At 64.3% G+C, this 20,465-nt stretch carries 14 protein-coding genes and 2 pseudogenes; 9 read left to right on the plus strand and 7 right to left on the minus strand.

Features of this window, described 5'->3' with window-relative positions; all coding sequences use genetic code 11:
• Positions 1 to 547: 547 nt before the first annotated feature.
• From TY51_RS20200 to TY51_RS07265, 6 genes are all read right to left on the minus strand, one after another.
• Entirely contained in the window at positions 548 to 991 is a 444-nt protein-coding gene (locus TY51_RS20200) for a hypothetical protein (RefSeq protein ID WP_052649916.1), read from the minus strand.
• Between the two features lie 158 nt (positions 992 to 1,149).
• Positions 1,150 to 1,275 carry a hypothetical protein gene (locus tag TY51_RS23985; protein ID WP_255351391.1) on the minus strand — a complete coding sequence of 42 codons (126 nt, stop codon included), beginning with the start codon at positions 1,273 to 1,275 and terminating at the stop codon, positions 1,150 to 1,152.
• Between the two features lie 469 nt (positions 1,276 to 1,744).
• A complete protein-coding gene (locus TY51_RS07250) occupies positions 1,745 to 2,386 on the minus strand; it encodes a hypothetical protein (RefSeq protein ID WP_156117936.1) in 642 nt (213 codons plus the stop codon).
• A 146-nt stretch (positions 2,387 to 2,532) separates the two neighbouring features.
• Entirely contained in the window at positions 2,533 to 4,113 is a 1,581-nt protein-coding gene (locus TY51_RS07255) for an acyl-CoA synthetase (protein ID WP_042247716.1), read from the minus strand.
• Positions 4,110 to 5,279: an acetyl-CoA acetyltransferase gene (locus TY51_RS07260; RefSeq protein ID WP_042247718.1), complete on the minus strand. Its 1,170-nt coding sequence runs from the start codon at positions 5,277 to 5,279 to the stop codon at positions 4,110 to 4,112. The genes TY51_RS07255 and TY51_RS07260 overlap by 4 nt, the downstream gene beginning before the upstream one ends.
• Entirely contained in the window at positions 5,276 to 6,064 is a 789-nt protein-coding gene (locus tag TY51_RS07265) for an IclR family transcriptional regulator (RefSeq protein WP_231558950.1), read from the minus strand. The genes TY51_RS07260 and TY51_RS07265 overlap by 4 nt, the downstream gene beginning before the upstream one ends.
• A 168-nt stretch (positions 6,065 to 6,232) precedes the next feature.
• On the opposite strand from TY51_RS07265, the gene TY51_RS07270 reads away from it, so the two are divergent.
• The 6 genes and pseudogenes from TY51_RS07270 to TY51_RS20935 all read left to right on the plus strand — a co-directional run bounded on the left by TY51_RS07270 (position 6,233) and on the right by TY51_RS20935 (position 12,105).
• Entirely contained in the window at positions 6,233 to 7,240 is a 1,008-nt protein-coding gene (locus TY51_RS07270; protein ID WP_042247725.1) for a DctP family TRAP transporter solute-binding subunit, read from the plus strand.
• Positions 7,241 to 7,282: 42 nt separating this feature from the next.
• Positions 7,283 to 7,762 (plus strand): TRAP transporter small permease, encoded by a 480-nt coding sequence (locus TY51_RS07275; protein ID WP_231558951.1) that lies wholly within the window; start codon positions 7,283 to 7,285, stop codon positions 7,760 to 7,762.
• Complete coding sequence (locus TY51_RS07280) at positions 7,755 to 9,068, plus strand: TRAP transporter large permease (protein ID WP_042247726.1); 1,314 nt, start codon at positions 7,755 to 7,757, stop codon at positions 9,066 to 9,068. Before TY51_RS07275 ends, TY51_RS07280 begins: the two co-directional genes overlap by 8 nt.
• 19 nt (positions 9,069 to 9,087) lie before the next feature.
• Positions 9,088 to 9,846 (plus strand): SDR family NAD(P)-dependent oxidoreductase, encoded by a 759-nt coding sequence (locus TY51_RS07285; RefSeq protein ID WP_042247730.1) that lies wholly within the window; start codon positions 9,088 to 9,090, stop codon positions 9,844 to 9,846.
• A gap of 363 nt (positions 9,847 to 10,209) precedes the next feature.
• Positions 10,210 to 11,077: pseudogene (locus tag TY51_RS20930) on the plus strand (IS5 family transposase).
• Between the two features lie 278 nt (positions 11,078 to 11,355).
• A pseudogene (locus tag TY51_RS20935) lies at positions 11,356 to 12,105 on the plus strand (IS5 family transposase).
• Positions 12,106 to 13,017: 912 nt separating this feature from the next.
• Here TY51_RS20935 and TY51_RS07295 read toward each other — a convergent pair.
• Positions 13,018 to 13,431, minus strand: coding sequence for a DUF350 domain-containing protein (locus TY51_RS07295; RefSeq protein ID WP_042247735.1), 414 nt, complete (start codon positions 13,429 to 13,431; stop codon positions 13,018 to 13,020).
• 883 nt (positions 13,432 to 14,314) lie between these two features.
• Between TY51_RS07295 and TY51_RS07300 the strand changes: the two genes are divergently transcribed.
• The 3 genes from TY51_RS07300 to TY51_RS07310 all read left to right on the plus strand — a co-directional run bounded on the left by TY51_RS07300 (position 14,315) and on the right by TY51_RS07310 (position 19,255).
• Positions 14,315 to 15,304: an efflux RND transporter periplasmic adaptor subunit gene (locus TY51_RS07300; RefSeq protein WP_197054690.1), complete on the plus strand. Its 990-nt coding sequence runs from the start codon at positions 14,315 to 14,317 to the stop codon at positions 15,302 to 15,304.
• A 3-nt stretch (positions 15,305 to 15,307) separates the two neighbouring features.
• The gene (locus TY51_RS07305) at positions 15,308 to 18,406 is read left to right on the plus strand and encodes an efflux RND transporter permease subunit (RefSeq protein WP_042247740.1); all 3,099 of its coding nucleotides are present in this window, start codon (positions 15,308 to 15,310) and stop codon (positions 18,404 to 18,406) included.
• A 129-nt stretch (positions 18,407 to 18,535) separates the two neighbouring features.
• Positions 18,536 to 19,255 (plus strand): pseudouridine synthase, encoded by a 720-nt coding sequence (locus TY51_RS07310; protein WP_231558952.1) that lies wholly within the window; start codon positions 18,536 to 18,538, stop codon positions 19,253 to 19,255.
• Positions 19,256 to 20,465 lie beyond the last annotated feature (1,210 nt).

A 20,465-nucleotide genomic window follows, 5' to 3' on the forward strand; every position in this document is an offset into this window, starting at 1 on the left:
ATAACGTCCCGATCGCCCTGCATTATCCCGGCGGCGCAGCCAGCCCGTCGCCATGACCAAGCCGGAAAACTCCAGCATCCGGCGGTCCAAGGTTGGGGAGCAGCGCATTGCCTCAAAGTTAGCGAAGAAGGCGTCCAGGAAACATAGGGTTATTCAGACATGGCCATGGGGTATGTCGCGAAATTGGGGCGTTTAAACTATCAAGTTGCTACTTTGGGAAGAGGTTTGAGTATTGCTTTGGAAAGCGAGAAACAGTTTTTGAACCGTGGCCCCGCAACCATTCTCATAGTCTCAAAACTAGCCGCGGCAAGTCGCCGGGGCTTTCGCATGCGTGCTCCATGGCTACATGTCGCACCGCCCGAAACTTGGTTGCCGGACGCCAACCCCGAAATCCCCGCCAGTTCCCCCACCAGTTCGATCCGGTGCTCATCCGGCGCCTCTGAGTCCGGCGTCATCCAGATCTCGCTGATCAGGCCCTGCAGGATCGTCGTCGCCTCCCGCTTCGTCGACGTCTGTTGCAGCGCCGCAGCCAACCCCTCGATCTGCCTCAGGTAACGATCCCCGAGCGACGGTGCAAGCGCAGGGCAGGGCGTTCGGGGGTCGCCGCCATCTGTGCGGACAGTCCCGCCTTCCGCGCCTCCAGCGTGGCCATCTTCGCCTTCATCGAAGAGTGATACATTCCGTCTTCGACAGCCGTGAGGATACTGGCAATCTTCTTCTCGGTCTGGGCCAGCTCCTTCCACGCTGCGTCATGATTGCTGCTGCGCTGACCCGCCGCCGCGTTGAAGGCCTGGCGATATTCCTCGACGACAGCCGCTATCAGGTCGGGATGCATCAGCCGCTCGCGCAAGCAGCCAAATACCCGTTCCTCCAGCGCGTCCCGCCGGATCGTCACCCGGTTGGTGCAGGCCGCGTCGCCCCGGTTGCGGGGCCTCTGCAGCCGAGGCGCGTCTTGTTGATCATCGCATAGCCCGATCCGCAGCAATCGCATCTCAGCAGTCCCCAAAGCAGGTAGTCAGGTCGCCGGGCCCGTTCCGGCCTCGGTCGCTGGTACTTCACTCCAGCCGGGTTCATCGCCTCGCGTATCCTCGCCTACCGCGCCTTGACCCGGTCCCACAGCGCGTCATCGGCGATCCGCAGATCTGGCACCTAGGTCGTGACCCAGGCGCTGACGGGGTTCAGGCGCACCTGACGCCTCGTGGTGTCGGGGTCCTTCAGGAAGGTCTGCCGGTTCCAGACCAGGATGTCGACAAACAACTCGTTGTTCAGAATCACCGTGCCGCGCTTCAAGTTGCCCTGAATGGTCGACGACCCCCAGAAGCCCGCGCCCTTGACGCCGCTCCGCGGCGGCGCTACCCCCCTCGGCGTTCAGCGCCGCCGCGATCCGCCGCGCCGAAAGGCCGCTGTCCTAATCCGCGAAGATGCGCAGCACCACGGCCGCTTCCTCCCGGCCGATGTCCCATTCACCGATGACGACAGAGCCATCGGTCGCAAAGGCGCGGCGCACACGATAGCCGTAGGAGATGCCACCCCCGGACTAGCCGGCGAGCACCCGTCCCACGAGGCCACTGCGGGTCTTGTCGATCATTTGTTTGAGGAACTGCGAGGGTTGAAGCCCGCCGATGCTGACCCACATCTCGTCGATCTCGCCTTCGGAAGGCCGTGACTATCCGGACCCCGGGGTGGCGCATCCGTTTGTAGAGCCGGGCCATGTGCTCCTGATCACGGGACAGGCGATCCAGTGCTAGGCATCGATCAACAGCAATTCCGCCGTAATGCAGACCATGTTGGATCCCGAAAGCACGCCTTGGCGCACGGTGCCTTCCTGACCGACCGAAGCGATGCGTAACCGGGCGCCATCTTGGCCTAGAATCAGGATCTCAGCCGCTGGACCGGGCAGCCGGTCGCCGGAGGAAAGGCGCGTGCCGATAAGGCTGCCGAGGCCCAGGATGCGTGTCCGGGCGCGCGTCAAAGCGTTGACCGTGGGCACCAGGTCCATATGCGGGCGAAGCCGCACAAGACGCGCGGGAAGTCCGCCTGAAAGCCGCCGGGGCAACGGACGTGGCCTGAACAGGGGAAAGCCCGTCTCGGCGTCGGGCCCGCGGCGGAAGATGGCACCATCCAAGTGCCATCCGTTGATATGGGCGTCGCGTGACAATCGCGTGGCCTCGGGACGAAGGTGGCCCATCTGCAGGATGCCCGTGGCGTCGGTCCAAAGGCCATGTGCGTGGATTGCGCCGCTTTGGCCCAGATGCAGGCCGGCGGTGACGATGCGGGCGCCGGTGCCCAGACTGCGGGTATCGCTGTAGAAGGCCACCCGCCCATCGCCGGGCGGAGGCGCCGGGATGACGAAGGACAGCCGATCACAGGGCAGATCCTCAAGCATCAGCCAAGCCGCGGTGATCCCCGCATTCCGGGCGGCGACCGCAATGGCACGGTCCAGCGGCAGTCCTGCCCTCAGCCGAAGGCGCACTGGATGCGCGCGGCAGGGGACGACCTGGATGCGCTGTCGATCCGCCGGGCCGGGGTGGATCAGCATTCGGCCTGCGGCCATTGGTTTTGGGCGATCAACTCGTCACGGATCATCTTGCGGGTGACCTTGCCATAGGCGGATTTGGGCAGCGCATCCCAGATCAGCAGGCGTTTGGGTCGCTTGTAGCTTGCGATGCGCGGGGCCAGCCAGTCCAGCACTGCCTGCGGGTCGGGGGTTGTGCCCGCGCGGGGGACGCAGACGGCCAGTCCGGCCTCGCCCCAGACGGGATCGGGCGCGCCCAGCACGATCGCTTCGGACAGGTCGGGATGGGTGAGCAGCTTTTCTTCGATCTCGCGCGGGTGAATGTTCGATCCGCCCGAGATGAACATGTCCGACGACCGCCCCGTCAGATAGAGGAACCCCTGCGCGTCCATGTGGCCAAGGTCGCCGGTCAGGAACCAGCCGTCGCGGAAGGATTTGGCATTGGCCGCGGGGTTATCATGATAGCCGGCAAAGACCGCGGGACCGATCACGGCAATCTCTCCGGTCTCACCTGCCGGCAGTTCGCGGCCTTGGGCGTCCTGGACCTGCACCTGCATGCCGGTGCGCGCCAGCCCGCAGGTGCCGATGCGCATGGTGGCATCGTCTGCCGAGTGATGGGCGGGGGGCAGGACGGTGATGTTGCCGGTGACCTCTCCCAAGCCAAAATACTGGACCAGCACCGGGCCTAGGGTTTCCAGCGCGCGGATCTGATCGGCGCGATACATCGGCGCACCGGCATAGATGACATAGCGCAGGCTGGAATGGTCATGGCGGGCGACGGACGGATCCTCGACAAGCAGTTTCAGGATGGTGGGAACGGTGAACATGTTCGTCACCCGGTGCCGTTCGACCAAGGCCCACAGCTGGGCCGCGTCAAACCGGTCGCCGGCGGGCAGAATGGTGGGCACGCCGCGCGCGATCTGGGTCAGGGCGTGGATGCCGGCGCCATGCGACAGCGGCGCCACCACCAGCGAGGCATCCGCTTCGGTCGTGCCGGGCATCAGGTCGCACAGGTGGTTGGTCACGACAAAGGCCATCTGGCCATGGGTCAGCACCGCAGCCTTGGGATGCCCCGTCGTTCCCGAAGTGTAGAAAAACCAGGCCGGATCGTCGCGGGCAACCGCGACCTCGGGCGGCATCTGGCCCAGATGACGCGCGATCAGCGCATCGTGGTCAGGGCCCAGGGGCGACGTGCCGATGGGGATGATCGCGGGGATATGGGGTGCGCAAGTCGCGGCATGGTCAGGAAACTGCGCGCCGCAGAACATCGCCCGCGCGCCCGAGGATTGCGCCAGATAGGCCAGATCATCGGGCGCCAAGCGGAAATTGGCAGGCACCCAGACGGCGCCGATGCGCCAACAGGCGAACATCGTCTCCAGCATCTGCAGGCAGTTGGCGGATTGGACCAGAACGCGGTCGCCTTTGGTCAGGCCATAGTCGTGGATCAGCGCATGGGCCAGCGCGCCCACGCGGGCCTGCATCCGCGCCCAGGTGGTCACGTGGTCGCCATGGATCAGGGCAGGGGCGTCGGGCAGGCGTCGGGCGTTCTGGGTCAGGAAATGGCCCAGGTTCATCACCCTGTCCGAGACGGGGGTCATCGCACCCGCTCCAGGATCGAGACATAGTTCGTCACCGCAGCGCCCCCCATGTTGAAGACCCCTGCCATCGTCGCGCCCGGCAACTGCATCTCTCCGGCATCGCCTGTCAGCTGCATCGCGGCCATGACATGCTGCGACACGCCGGTCGCGCCGATGGGGTGGCCCTTGGATTTCAGCCCGCCTGACAGGTTCACCGGCAGGCGTCCGTCACGGTGGGTGACACCGTCCCGGATCACGCGGTGGCCTTGGCCGGGTTCCGCCAGACCCATCGCCTCGTATTCCAGCATCTCGGCGATGGTGAAGCAGTCGTGGGTTTCCACCAGCGACAGGTCGTCCAGAGTCACGCCCGCTCGCTCCAGCGCCTGCGTCCACGCAGATCGGGCGGCGCGCATCTCCAGCATGTCACGGCGCGACAGGGCCAGTGGGTCGTTGGCCTGCGCGCGGGCGCGGAACGCGATGGCGCGGCGCATGGTCATTGCGGTGTCCGCGTCGGCCAGCACCAGCACCGCGGCACCGTCCGAGATCAGCGAGCAATCGCTGCGCCTGAGCGGCCCCGCCACCCGCGGGTTGCGGTCAGAGACGGTGCTGCAGAACGCCACCCCAAGATCCTTGCGCATGTGCGCATAGGGGTTTCGCATGCCGTTTTCGTGGTTCTTGGCCGCGATCATGGCCAGTTCCTGAGACCGGTCGCCATGGCGCTGAAAATAGCTGGCCGCGATCTGGCCGAACAGGCCCGCAAAGCCGGCGTCGATCTGCGCCTCCTCTGCGTGGAAGCTGGCACCCAGCAGAATGTCGCCCACATCCGCGGTGGGGGTGGCGGTCATCTTTTCCGCGCCCACGACCAGCGCGATGCGGCCCCGGCCCGCGGCGATGAAATCCATCGCACCGTGCAGGGCGGCAGAGCCTGTGGCGCAAGCGTTCTCGAAACGCGTGGCGGGGACGTGGGCCAGTTCGGGCACGGCCATGCCCACCAGCGCGCCCTGAAAATCCTGGGGTGAAAAGCCGTTGTTGAAGACCCCGGTAAAGATGCCGTCCACGTCCGCTGCCGTGATGCCGGCATGGTCCAGCGCAAGGGGCACGGCCTCGGCCATCAGGGCGCAGGTGTCGGGGGCGTCGGACTTGCCAAAGCGCGTGTGGCTCCAGCCGACGATCATCGGGTCGGTCATGTCTGTCTGTCCTTGGTTGGCTGAGCAAGGCGGGCCTCTATCCGGGCGGCCTCGGCGCGTAGATGGCGGGTCAGGTCGGGCAGGCGATCGGGACGCATCCTCGCCTCGACCGTGGCGACGGACAGCGCGCCCGCCAGCCGCCCGTCGGGATGATGCAGCGCGATGCCCAGGCCCCAGGACCCCTCGATCACCAGGCCGGGGTTCAGCGCCACGCCATCGACGCGGGTCTGCGCGATCAGGTCGCGCATCCGGTCCGGGGTCAGGGTCGGATAGCGGTCCGTCAGCACCGGCGCGATGGCGCGCAGGATGGTGTAGGCCTCGTCGTCGGGCAGGGCGGCAAGCATCGCCAGCGACCCTGCACCCACGCCCAGGGGATGGGTCTGGCCCGCGACCAGCGCGTGGCTGCGCAGGGGATAGCTGCCTTCCTCGCGCATCAGGCACAGCGAACTGGCCCCGCGCCGCACGGACAACAGCGCCGCATCACCCGCGATCTGCGCCAGGCGCATCACGCTTTCGCTGGCCGCCGCGATCAGGCCGGGGCGCCGCGCGGCTTGCGCCCCCAGAACCTGTATCTGCGCGCCCAGGTGATAGCGGCTGCCCGCGTCCTGTTCCGCCATGCCCGCGCGGATCAACGCCAAGGCCAGCCGCCGGACGGTGGCCTTGTTCAGCCCGGTGCCGGCCACCAGACCGGCCAGCGTCGCACCCTGTTCACCGCTGGCGCCGATCAGGGACAGCACCAGCAGTGCCCGGTCCACGCTTTGCGTGCCGGTATCATGATGGTCCACAATATGAACCGATGGGCTGGGCTGAGTCATACGCAATCCCGTTCTTCAAAGGCAAGATGGCAAGGGAATCGCAGTTTGCGCAAGTTTTTTCTTGCCACATCATGAAAGGTCGCACCATGATATGAACCGACGCCACGGGAGGGTGGCAGGTTCAGGGAGGGGATTGCGATGTCACGGATGGGATGGGGACGGCTGGCGCTGGCCACGGCTTTGGTTTCGGCAATGGGCATGGGGGCCGCGCTGTCCGAGACGCTCCGCCTGTCGCACAACACCGGGGACGGCACGACCTGGCACAAGGGCGCCGAGCGGTTTGGCGAGCTGCTTGCCGAACGCACGGACGGAGAGATGGAACTGCGCGTGTTTCCGAACGCCCAGCTGGCCGGCGGCGACCAGATGCGTCAGGCCGACATGGTGGGCCGGGGCGCGCTGGATTTCGTGATGACCTCTGCCATAAACGTGACGCCGCTGGTGCAGGAGATGGCGGTCTTTTCGCTGCCCTACATGTACGAGAACTATGCCCAGGTCGACGCCACCACCGCCGATGGCGGCCCGGCCGAGGCGCTGCGCGAGATCCTGCGGGGCAAGGGCATCGAGGTGCTGGCCTGGGGAGAGAATGGATTTCGCGAGGTCACGAACAACACCCGCCCGATCAAGACGCCCGCGGACATGCAGGGTCTGAACATGCGCGTCGCAGGGCCGATGTACATCGACGTCATGAACGCTCTTGGCGCCAACCCCCAGCAGATGCAGTGGACTGAGACCATGACCGCGTTGCAGCAAGGCGTCGTCGACGGCCAGGAGAACCCGATCGGCGCGGTGATCATCCCGCAGCAGGTCTATGAAGTGCAGAAATACCTGACCGCCTGGCATTATTCCTATGATCCGATCTTCCTGGGGATCTCCAAGGCGAAATACGACGCCTATGACGCCGAAACCCAGACCATGCTGCGCGAGGTTGCGGCCGAGGCCATGGACTATCAGCGCCAGATCACCCGCGAGGGGACCGAGACCGGCGTGGCCTTCCTGCGCGAAAAGGGGATGGAGGTTTATGAGCCGACCCCCGAGGAGCTGGCCGCGTTCCGCGAGGCGACGCAGCCCGCCTTCGACCAATGGGCCGAACAGGTCGGCCCCGACCTGGTCGCATCCTTCCAGTCGGCCATCACGCAGGCCGACTGATCCGGGGGGCCTGCGTGCCCCCCAACCCCGCCGGAGGTGCCCATGCTGTCCTTTCTGTCGCGCGAGGCCGAACGGCTGATCTGCGCCGTCTTGTTCCTGGGCATGACCCTGCTGGGATTTGCCAACGTGGTCGTGCGTTATGCCACCAACTATTCCCTGGCCTCGTCCGAGGAGCTGCTGACCAACGGCTTTCTGCTGCTGACCGTGTTTGGTGCGGCCATCGCGGCGCGGCAGGGGCAGCACTTGGCGGTTACGGCCGTGGTGTCCATGCTGCCGCGCCGGGCGGGGCAGGCGGTGGTCGTGCTGTCGGTGATCCTGTCCGTGGGATTGCTGATCGCATCGGCTTGGCTGGCTTGGGGGGCGCTGCAGGTGCTGTATCAGAACGGGCTGACCTCTTATGCGCTGCGGATCCCGATGTGGTATTATCAGGCGGCGGTGCCTTTTGCCTTTCTGCTGATTGCCTGGCGGTTCGTTCAGCACGCCCTTGATGAATTCAGGCAGGCGGGGGCGGATCATGCCTGATATCGGTCCCGGCACGCAGATGATCGTGCTGTTCTTCCTGCTGCTGGCGCTGCGCGTGCCGGTGGCGTTCTCTCTGGGTCTGTCGGCGCTCTATGCGATGTGGCGGATGGGCTTTGGGCTGGACTTGGCGGGCGATCTGATCACCGCGGGGGTCGCGCGCTATTCGCTGCTGGCCATCCCGTTTTTCATCCTGGCAGGTGCGCTGATGGGCTCGACCGGAATCGCGGAACGGATGATCCGCTTCTTTCGCGTGCTGGTGGGCGGCCTGCCCGGCGGCATGGGCGTGGTGGGCACGGTCGTCTGCCTGTTCTGGGGCGCGGTCAGCGGATCGGGGCCCGCATCGGTCGCCGCCATCGGCCCGATGATCATCAAGGGCATGGAGGAGGACGGCTATACCCGCGCCCATGCCGCGGGGCTGGTCTGCGCAGGCGCGGCACTGTCGATCGTCATTCCGCCTTCGATCGGGCTGGTGTTGTTCGGGGTCATCGCCGAGGTGTCGATCTCTCAGCTGTTCTTGGCGGCGATCATTCCGGGGCTGTTCATGGGGCTGACCATGCTGGCCGTGCTGCCCTTCATCGCGCCCAAGGGCGCAGGCGCGGCACTGGAGCGGTTGATCCCCGATCCACATGCCGGCCTGCCATACGGCGCGCGCCTTTGGCGCAGCTTTCGCGACAGTTTCTGGGGGCTGATGACGCCCGTTGTGATCTTGGGCGGGATCTATTCCGGCATCTTCACCCCGACCGAGGCGGCGCTGGTCGCCACCGTCTATGCGCTGCTGGTGGGGGGGCTGATCTATCGCAGCCTGTCCCTGCGCGCGCTCTATGACACGCTGGCGGATGCTGCGGCATCGTCGGCGACGGTCATGCTGATCGTGGCCTATGCAGGATTGTTCGGATGGGTCATCACCGTCGAGGATCTGGTCGGCACCTATTCCAGCGGCCTGCTGGCCCTGTCCGACAATGAATGGGTGATCCTGCTGGTCATCATGCTGATCCTGTTGATCGCCGGCATGTTCATGGACGCGATCACGGTGATGTTCATCACCCTGCCCATCGTGCTGCCGGTGATGCGGGAACTGGGTTGGGATCCCGTGTGGTTCGGGGTGGTCGTGATGATCAACCTGGCCATCGGCCTGATCACCCCGCCCGTTGGCGTGAACCTGTTCGTCGCGGCCAACATATCGCGCCTGCCCATCGAACGGGTGGCGCGCGGTGCGCTTCCGTTTCTGGCCGCGACCCTGGTCGGTCTGGCCGTGGTCGCGGCCGTTCCGCAGATGTCGCTGTGGCTGATCCAGTGGCTGAGATGAGTTCCCGAAAGGACACCCCATGACCGACAAGACCGCCATCATCACAGGGGCCGCGCGCGGCATCGGCCTGGCCACTGCCCGTCTGCTGTCGGAACGCGGTTGGCGCGTGGTGCTGGCCGATATCGACGCCGAGGAGCTTGACCGCGTGGCGCCGACCGTTCCGGGCGCGTGCGCCATCGCCTGCGACGTGTCGGACCCGGATCAGGTGGCGTCGCTGATCGCGGGCGCGGTCGACTGGTCGGGGCGCATCGACGCGCTGGTCAACAACGCGGGCATCGCCGATTTCCGACCGATCGGAGAGACGGATCTGGCCACATGGCGGCGCATCATGGCGGTGAACCTGGACGGGGTGTTCCTGTGCTCACAGGCGGCGATCCCGCATCTGGCGCGGAGTGAGGGTGCGATCGTGAATGTTGCATCCATCTCGGGGCTGCGGGCCAGCACGTTGCGGGTGGCCTATGGAACGTCCAAGGCGGCAGTGATCCACCTGACCCGCCAGCAGGCAGCCGAGCTTGGACAACAAGGCATCCGCGCCAACTGCGTGGCGCCCGGGCCGGTCGACACGAAGCTGGCCCTGGCGGTGCACAGCCCTGCAATTCGCGCGGCCTATCACGACGCAATCCCGCTGAACCGCTATGGAAACGAGGCAGAGATCGCACAGGCCATTGCTTTCCTGTGCAGCGATCAGGCGTCCTATGTCACGGGCCAGGTGCTGGCGGTCGATGGCGGATTCGAGGCGACAGGCGTGGGCCTGCCGGCCCTACGCTTGGGAAATTGATCGCTTCCACCGAAAGCAAATGGCATTCGCCTTTGAGCTGGAATTTTTACTCCGCTGGACTTCTAACCTGGACACGGTCCTAACCCATACGGCCGATAGTAGATAGTCGACCGTTTCCCCGCGCTGCAGGGTAGCGCCATCGAACCTGATACTCGCTTCCTAACAGACGCTGATTGGCGTGCGCTCTATCGGGGCGACTTCGTTTCTGCTTCAACTTTTGACCGCGACCTCGTCGCGTAAAGCGCCACGTCACGGGGTCCAGATGGATGTCGTGGCACAACTCCCGCCTGCTGCGGATTCACAATTTCGATCACGTAGACTGAGTGTCCTGGCACGAGCAGAGATAAAGCCGCCCGCTACCACATAACGGATTGGAAGCCTTGGAATGACGCCCTGAGGCAGCGCGGCGCGCTGCTGCACTGGCTGGACAAGGATATGACGTGGCAGGCCGACTAGGGCGGGGCGTCCTGGCTGCCTGCCTGTGTTCTCCGGTGCAGCATTCAGGCCTGCCTTATGGTAAAGGTGCTGTTCAACCTTCCGCTTCGGCAGACCATTTGCATGATGTGCCCGAATGCCCGGTGCCGGACTTCTCCACACCTCAAGCCCAAGGCAGAAGACCTTGGCTGCGCAGATCCCTCACTGGCGCGGACCGGGATCGCGGAACCTGCTGGTGGATAGCACCGGGATCAAGTTTCCGGACGGTGAATGGCTGGCCCGCAAGCATGGCACGCATCGAAAGCGCCAGTATCGGCAGCGGTCCATCTGGCAATGGATACGGCCTCCGGCGACATTCGGACGGTGGAATTCACCTCAAGCCGCGGCGGTGACAGTCCTGTGCTGCCTGATCTGGTGGATCAGAACAGGTCGGCACCGTGACGGGCGACGGCGCCTTCGACAACAGTCGATGTCATGCCGCCATCCTGGACCGCGGCGGGACGGCCAGCATACCCATCCTCAGGAACGGTCGTCTATGGAAAAAAAGTTGCCCGGTCGCTCCTGCCTGCAACGACATCCTCCGCGCCACCAGACGCTTCGGGCGGGCCAACTAGAAGCTCTGGTCCGGCTATCATGTCCGAAATCGGATCGCAGCGAAGATGCGCTGCCTCAGTCTTTCGGCGATCGGATCGCCTCCCTAGACCCGGATAGACTGACGGCCGAAGTCCACATCCGCGTCGCACTCATGAACCGCTTCAACGCACTCGGCACCGCAGAGGCCGAACGCATCACCTGAGGATGGCGGGGTAAGTGGCAGTCACGCCACACGCTGAGTTCTGCAGCAACGCCATCCGGATGGGACAATGGAGGCGTTCTGACGGCGTGCTTAGCTCGCAAAGGAGCGATAGAAGCGTGTCCCGGATAGGGATTAGTCATGCCTAAAGTACGCTACGCATTCCGCCGAGCCTTAAGATGCAGCCATCGCAGCCACCGATAGCCGGTCTGAAGAGTAGGTTCCGGATCCATTGATTCCAGGCTTTTGTCGTCGTTCAGACTCCATGCGGGGACGTGATCATAAGCAAGCTGTTCTGGCTGACAGAGGCGCAGAACGCGCTTTTGCTCCTTCTCCCCCAAAAGCCGTGGTCACCCGCGGGTTGATGGTCTGCGCGCGCTGAGCGGTATTGTCTTCATCAACCGCAATGGTTGGCGATGGGCGATGCGCCGAAAGAATACGGGCCTGCCACAACGGTCTACAAGCGTTGGAGCGATGACGGGACTTTCGCCCAGATCATGGTCGGCCTGGCCGCCGGGGGGCCGATCCGAACACGATCATGATCGATGCGACCTCTGTGAAGGCACAGCGTACGGCTAGGAGCCTGCGTGCAGAAAAGGGGTGGGGGGGGCGGTCGATAGATCGGCCGGACGAAAGGTGGCCTGAACAGGAAATTACACGCCGTCACTGATGCGGACGGCCACCAGATGAGCTTCCATATGTCGGCCGGACAAGTCAGCAACCACACCAGCGGCGGCGCTGCCGGGAGACCTGCGAAAGGCCGAACGGCTGCTGGCGGACCGGGGACATGACGCTGACCGGCTGCGAAAAGCTTTCGAAGACTGGGGAGTACAGGTCTGCGTCCTTGGCCGGAGGTCTGACCAGAGGGTCGTGAAACACGACACGCGCCGCTACAGATGGCGTAATCGCATCGAGATCATGTTCGGGTGCTTCAAGAACTGTCAGCGCGTCGCAACCCGGATCACGACCGATGCCCAAAGTCACGCCTTTCCGCCATCGCTTCGGCCGAGACTGCCCTGTCCTGGATGTGAAGCTTGTTGAGCTAGGAGGCCACTAGCAGGAGGTGACGTGTCGGTTGCCGAACTGAGCCCTGAGCATGGCGTCGTTCCTCAAGTGGCGCGCGAAATATAGCGGGATGGATGCGTCTAAGATCAGGCAGATTAAGACGGTGAGAGTAAGAACTTCTTGCTGAAATTTTTGCTTGCGGATCTGCAGATGCAGGCCGATCTGCTGAACTGTGAAGATACACGCCATCGGTCCGAGAGAACCTGAGTACGATCTTAGGAACACGTAATCAGGCCATCCCTGCATCGTGAGATGGCAGCAAGGACCATAAAACATCCAGAGATCAGCGCCGCACTAGCCTGCCGGGCGTTTGGGAAGAGCGAGACGCGCTATCGAACAGTCCTCTGCTTAGCCACGAAAACGATCCGATCTGCGAGTCGGCCTGACCGGCGCTCGCGAGACGTGGGAACTTTGCCTGTGTTTCTTGCACTTGCGTGGCTTGGAGGACCACCATCGGAACCACAAAAGATCTATCGGATCGGCTGCGCTTGGACTGAACCTTCAGCGTGAGCCATGGAACGCCGCCGGTCCCGAATGATCATGGCGAACCCCGTGCAAACAGCTGAAGATTGACGTGCTGGACGCTGTCGACGTGCCCGAGAAACCGAATATGACCTGGCCGATGGATCCCATGGCCGGTCGACGAGCTGACGGTCCCGCATGCCGACCGACTTTAACGGACTGGACGACTTCAATCGGGAAGTTTCGGCGATTGAGGTGGACATCTCCCTATCGGCAAAGCGCGTCATTCGGTTGGTGGTGCAACCACTCGGAGGTCGCGGCCCAGTCCTAGATACCGATAGGTCCGCTAGCAGCAGGTGCTGGACTGCCGTCAGCGCTATGGTGGTCTGAACTGGAGCCGCCGATCAGGAGGAGCGTCAGTAAGTCATGGCCGCAGCGTTGAGAAGACCCACCGAGAGACTTGCCGCGGCCAGATGCATTGCGGCGGCGGTCTGGCCCTGCTCGATCCGGGTCACGATATCGCGGTGGAAGATCCGGAAGACCAGGAAGCAGAGGATCTGCAGGACGCCGGCCACCACGCCCCAGACGAGGACATCGAGCAGGCTGACGGAGTTCTGGACCGCCGATGCGATCGGCAGCACGAAGCCGATCATGGCGCCGCCATAGGAAATGGACGCGGCGGCATTGTTGGCGCGGATCAGCGCATGCTCGTCATGGGGCGTCACCATCGCGTAGATCTTCATGAAGGCCAGAAACAGGCCGATGGCGACCGCCATGTAAAGAATGAAGGACGGAAGTCCTGAAAGGGAGGCGAGGAGGGCATTGTCCATATTCGGCGGTCCTTGTGCAGCGATACCGAAAGCATAGAGCATGGACCGTCAAGGTAGAACCTCGTGTCTTATCGATCTGCCGAAAAGCCGCGCTTCTCTGTTGGATCGCGTCTGGGCATCATTGCGCGGTCGGAAGCCACGACCGGCGCGGGTAGCTCCAAAGTCGCCAGCAGGACAGGGTGGCTTTTGCATTTCAACTTCCCATGACGACGCATCGTTGCGGGTGCTTCAATCCTCGCATCGACGGTCAGACTTGTAGCGACGTGCGCGTACAGCAAGCCTTTCGCCATGCGGTAGCGCCAAAGACAAGGATCTACGGATCGCGATAGATAGCGGGAGAGGTCGCGTTCTGGCGCTGTATTCCATCCCTATTGGCATCCACCGTTCGGAAAGAGGCGACATCATGGTCTCATGTAGATTACGGCCCAAACAGCCGTGATTCGTCAGTAGTTCTGCGGCGCCGTGAGACCGTCTTGCGCTCGCGATGCCCTATCCAAAGCGCCCTTACGTGCCCGTCATGGTTGCACTGACCTTCAGTGCTTACTGGACAGCTTCAGGCGGCAGGCTGTTAGGGAAAGCCGCAACGCCCACCATGCCGTCATGCCGCAGCTTGCTGATCGCGCTGTAATCTGATCGGCCTGCAGGCTAGAGTGGCTGCGAAATAGCAGACCGCTTCCTGCCGAACAGGCACAGGAATGCGTTCGCCACCTTGGTCCCTGACCAAAGCGAGGCCAATATCGTGATCCCTGCAAAAGCGAAGCGCCCCCTTTTTCGTCCTGTGCTTGTCGCAGCCCTGGTCGGCGCCGCGATCTTGGTCGCAATCGTCCTGCGTCCAGGCGCCGGAGCGCCGTCCGATGTCCCGGCCGAGACGCCGGAGGTCGTCATGCAGCTGTTGCCGTCCGAGCTCTACGAGGTGCAGCGCAGCACGCTGCGCGAGACCGTGCAGATCACCGGGTCCCTTGTGCCCGTGCGGGAGCTGACGATTTCGGCCGAGGTCACCGGGCGGATCGAGGCAATGGACGTCCGGGAAGGCCAGGCGGTCGCGGAGGGCGATCTGCTTGCGACCATCGACGTCAGGGCGCTGCGCAACCAGCTGGAGCAGCAGGAGGCGACGGCGTCCGCCACGCTGGCGCAGCTTGACCTTGCGCGGACGCAGCTTGCGCGGACCGACAGCCTGGTGCGGCGCGGGACGGCCAGCGCCACGACGCTGGAGACGGAGACGGCCAATGTCGCCCAGTTGGAGGCCAGTTACGCGGCGCTGCAACGCCAGGTCGAGACGGCCCGCGATGATCTGTCCAAGGCCCGCATCGTCGCGCCCTTTGACGGCATCGTCAGCAGTCGGCTTGTCAATCAAGGCACCTTCGTCAGCCCCGGAGCCGAGATGCTGGGCCTAGTCGACATCGACAGTCTGGTGCTGGAGGGGGGCATCCCGGTCACCTACGGCCCCAGGCTGCGGGTCGGGCAGACGGTCTCGGTCCGCGTCGAAGGCGTGTCGGACCGGGTGTTCGACGGCACCATCGACCGGATCGCCCCGGTGGCGGTATCGGGGACGCGCGTTCTGCCGGTCTATGCGTCGCTGGAAAACACCGATGGCGTCCTGCGCGGCGGAATGTTCGCAGCGGGCGATCTGGTGCTGGAGGAGTCGGGCGACAGCATCGGCATTCCCGCGACAGCGATCCGCACGGACGGCGACCAATCCTATGTCATCGGCATCGTCGACGACAGGGCGACGCGGGTCGATGTGCAGGTTCTGCGCCACTGGAACCGGGGCCGCACCGCGGAGGTGACGGGGCTGACGCCGGGCGACCTGATCGTGTCGCAGCCGCTGGAGCAGGTGCTTGACGGCATGCGCGTCAACCGGATCGGAGGCTAGGCCTTGATCCTGACCCGCATCGCCGTCCGCCAGCCGGTCTTTGCGACGATGGTGATGGTCGCCATCGTCGTCATCGGCCTGGTGTCCTATTCCCGTCTTGCCATCGACGAACTGCCCGAGGTCGACTTTCCCGTCGTGGCCGTCGTCACGTCCTATCCCGGTGCGACCCCCGAGGCGGTCGAGAACGACATCATCGAACCCATCGAGGACAGCGTCGCGACCCTGTCGGGGATCGACACCATCACCTCGACCGCGCAGACGGGATCGTCGCTGGTCCTGATCATCTTCGACCTTGAGGTCGACAGCGCAACCGCCGCGCAGGAGGTGCGCGACCGCGTCTCGCAGGTGCAGGGGGTACTGCCGGAGAATGCGGACGACCCGCGCATCCTGCGTTTCGACCCGACCGAGACGCCGATCCTGTCCATCGGGCTGTCGTCGGAAACGTTGGGCGCAGGCACCCTGACGAAGCTGGCCGAGGACGAGATATCGACCCGCATCTCCAACATCTCGGGTGTGGGACAGGCGACCGTCGTGGGCGGCCTGCCGAACGAGGTGCAGGTGATGCTGGACCCCGACCGCATGACCGCGTTGGGCGTCGGGGCGTCAGAGATCACCGGCATCCTGCGTACCGAAAACACCGACCTGCCCGCAGGCGACGTGACCGAGGGGGCCAGCACCCGGTCGCTGCAGGTCGAGGGGCGCATCCCCGCGCTGGAGGGGTTCGAGAACATCATCCTGGGCCAGCGCGGCGGCTTTCCGATCCGGCTTGGCGATCTGGCCCTGATCGGCACGGACCTGGCGGAACGCGAAAGCCTGGCGATGATCGACGGGCGGCCCGCGATCACGCTGGACGTCCTCAAGACCCAGGGCGCCAACACCGTCGGCGTGGCCGAAGCCGTGCGCGCCGATGTCGAACGGATGCGCGCCGATCCGCGCTATGCCGGCATCGACATCACCCTGATCCGCGACAATGCGGTGGCGGTCGAGGACAGCTTTGCCTCGGTCCAAAGCATGCTGATCGAGGGGGCGATCCTGGCGACGGTGATCGTGTTCCTATTCCTGAACTCGTGGCGGTCCACGGTCATCACCGGGCTGACGCTGCCGATCTCGATCATCGGGACGATGGCGGCGATCTATGCGCTCGGCTTCACGCTGAACATCATGACGATGATGGCGCTGTCGCTGTCCATCGGCATCCTGATCGACGACGCCATCGTGGTGCGCGAGAACATCATGCGCCACCTGCACATGGGCAAAAGCCACGTCCAAGCCGCGCTGGACGGCACCAATGAGATCGGCCTGGCCGTGCTGGCCACGACCCTGTCGATCGTCGCGGTGTTCCTGCCGGTGGCCTTCATGGAGGGGATCATCGGGCGGTTCTTCCTGCAGTTCGGGGTAACGGTTTCGGTCGCGGTGCTGATCTCTCTGTTCGTCTCGTTCACGCTGGACCCGATGATGTCGGCGGTGTGGTACGATCCGTCGTCGGAAAAGAACGCGCGGCGGGGGCCGGTCGGGCGGGCGGTCGCGGCCTTTGACCGCTGGTTCGAGGGGTTGATCCTCTCCTATCGCCGGGTGCTGGAATGGGCGCTGGACTGGCGCAAGACGGTGATGGCCATCGCCACCGCAGCGTTTGCCGGGGGCATCCTGCTGTTCCCGCTGGTCGGGGCCGAGTTCGTGCCCGCATCGGACAATTCCGAGGTGCAGGTCGAGATGGAACTGCCCATCGGATCGTCGCTGGAGCGCACAGAGGAGAAGATCGTCCAGGTCGACCGCGTCCTGCGCGATTTCCCCGAGGTGATCGCCACCTATGCCACAGTGAACTCCAGCGCCAGCGCCGGTCTGAACGAGGCCAGCATCACGGCCCGCCTGACCCCGCCGACCGAACGCACCCGGATACCGTCCGAGCTGAGCGCTCCCATGCGCGACGCGCTGCAGCAGATCCCCGGCGCACGGTTTCGCGTGGGCGCCGGGGATTCCTTCGGCGGCGGCGTGGCAACCCCGGTCGAACTGAAGATCCACGGGCCTGATGTTTCGGTCCTGACCACCCTGTCGGCCGCGCTGGCCCAGGAGCTGGAGCGTCTGCCCGGCCTTGTGGATGTCCGCACCTCGCTGGACGATCCGCAGCCGACCCTTGGCGTCCAGGTCCACCGCGAGGCTGCATCGGACCTGGGGATCAGTCTTGCCCAGGTCGGCAATGCCATGTCCCCCATGATCGCCGGAGAGGCCGTTTCGGAATGGACCGCCCCGAACGGTGACAGCTACGACGTGGTCGTCCGCCTGCCGCAGGACCTGCGCGACGATGCGGCGCGACTGGCGAACCTGCCCATCGCGGGGTCATCCGACGGCAGCACCATCGTCCGGCTGGACCAGGTCGCATCGGTCGAGCAATCCGAAAGCGCCGGAGAGATCCTGCGCGAGGATCGCCAGCGATCGGTCAGCATCACGGCCGGACTGGACGGCGCCGATATCCGCACGATCCAACCGGGTCTTCAGGCCGCGATGGACGCGGTGGACCTGCCGCCCGGCTATCGTTTCGCCACAGGCGGCGACGCCGAGAGCATCGCGGAATCCGGCATATCCGCGCTGGTCGCATTGGGCCTTGCGGTCGTGTTCATCTATCTGGTGCTGGCATCGCAGTTCGGCAGCTTTCTGCAGCCGCTGGCCATCATGTCGTCGCTGCCGCTGGCGCTGGTGGGCGTGATGCTGGGCCTGCTGATCGGGGGGTCGACGCTGAACATGTTCTCGGTCATCGGGTTCATCATGCTGATGGGGCTGGTGGTCAAGAACGCCATCCTGCTGGTCGACAACGCCAACCAGCAGCGCGCCGAGGGCCTCGATCTGCGCACCGCGTTGGTCGAGGCCGGTGCGACCCGCTTTCGGCCCATCGTGATGACCACGCTGGCGATGATCTTCGGGATGATCCCGCTGGCGATCAACCTGCATGGCGGCACGTCGCAGAACGCGCCCATGGCGCATGCGGTGATCGGGGGGCTGATCTCGTCCTCGCTGCTGACGCTGATCGTGGTGCCCGTGCTGCTGACCTATGTCGAGGGCTTCACGAACCGGGTCAGGCCGTTCCTGCCGCGCGCACCCGCGCACTAGACGCCGGGTCTCGATAAACGCCGCGCCCTGGGGCATAAATCAGGTCGCAAAGGCTGGTGTCCGACAGGCCGCTTGATTTATGGCCGCGGCATCGCTGACCAAAGGACCAAGATCATCACACGTATCGCGATGACCCGCATCGACAAGCTGCTGTCCTCCATGGGCTATGGATCGCGTGCCGATATCGCGCGACTGGCCCGGGCAGGGGCCATCACCCTGGACGGGGCAAGGCTGACGGACTCTGCACGGCGCATTCCGGTGACACCCGATCTGCCGTCGCGCCTGATGATCGACGGAGAGGCGCTGGATCCCCTTGCCGGGATGGTCATCCTGATGAACAAGCCCCTGGGCGTGACCTGTTCGCACAAGGACAGCGGGCCGCTTGTCTACGGGATGCTTCCCGATCGCTGGCGGCTGCGCCAACCCGTTCTCTCGACCGTCGGCAGGCTGGACAGGCAGACGTCAGGGCTGCTGTTGCTGACCGATGACGGCGACCTGCTGCACCGCATCATCAGCCCCCGACGGCACGTCAGGAAGACCTATCGCGTCACCCTGGCGCGTCCTCTGGACGGCTCCGAAAGCGCCATCTTCGCCGCGGGCGACCTGATGCTGCGGGGCGAGACCACGCCGCTGGCCCCCGCCGAGCTGACAGTCGTTTCGGATACCGAAGTCCTCCTCGGCATCACCGAGGGTCGGTATCATCAGGTGCGCCGCATGTTCGCCGCCATCGGCAATCACGTCGAGAGCCTGAACCGGGAGCAACTGGGTGGGTTGTCACTGCCCGCTGATCTGGCACCGGGACAGTGGACGCTGCTGGGCGCATCGGAAATTGCATCGATCTTTGAGTGATCGTGTCTGCATAGGCGGTGGCGCGGCGCTCGTAAGGCCGCATCGGAGGCCAAGGTCGCCCCTGTGTGGACAGAACCCACTCCGGACCGATCAGGTGGCATCGATCCATATCAGGGCCGCGCGATATCGAACTGCAGGTGGCCAGATCCTGCTGGTCCCAGCTTGGCTCCCGCCGGCGCACCACGTTTCTTCCCGCGATGATTTCATTGATTAGCGCGGCTACGGCATCTTGCAGACCGTCCTGCCGAACACCGCCGTGTCGGGTCTCCTGCCCGGCGGCTGGGACGGGCGCGATCCCGATGAGCTTGGGGCCGAGCAGGGCGCTGCAATCACTCATCGCTCATCGCTCATCGCTCATCGCTCATCGCTCATCGCTCATCGCTAACCGTAGCGGACCGCAGACCGCGGTGGAGACGAACCTGGCCATGTCGGACATGTTTGATCTTCATAGAGGTCCAGCAGCCGGTCTGCCCCATTCACGCGACGGTCGATTGTTGCCGGATCATGGAGGATGCTGCTGGACGAGGTTGATCCACAGTAGTCTGTCTGGAGGCATGTTCGACTGGAATCCGACCGCGTCTCACCTGCGGAACTACAGCCTGATCTGACCTGCAGACGGAAAAACTAAGCGACCAACATTCACGCACGAACCGAAGATCGGCATCCGGGCCGAGCATGTTCGACGTATATGTCGACAGCGCGAAGTGCGCGGATATTTGCTGCAAGCAAGGTATGTCTGACGAACCTTTCGACGACCAAAAGCCAAGTTTGATAGCATTATGATGTCAGAGGCTGAATGGCTGAATCCGGTCGAGGATCGGAAACCAAGCCGAACAAACTTCTGGCCAAGCAGATGCTGGATCCGGCCGCGGTGAAGGATCGAGGTTCAAGAATGTTGCAGAGTCCGCCGGTATGCGCGACGGCAAGGTTTTTTCTGGCAGACTATGTCTCTTCGAACGGCGGACCTGCCGCATCATCGCGGCAGGTCCAGCAATGACCCGCTATCGATCTCATCCCGCGCCGACAGGCATGAAGAATAACTAGGCTTCGGCCGCAACTGGATAAAAGGTCAGTGGCAGGTCGGACCTCTGCCAATGCAAAAATGTCAGCCAATGTGGCTTTGCGATGTCATCCTGCCGCAGTGTTTCGCTATGATAGAGGGACGCTACGGAGCCTTCAGTCCAAGGCTGCCGCGACGGCATCGAACACG

This window comes from Paracoccus sp. PAMC 22219, assembly GCF_000787695.1.
Taxonomy (GTDB): domain Bacteria; phylum Pseudomonadota; class Alphaproteobacteria; order Rhodobacterales; family Rhodobacteraceae; genus Paracoccus.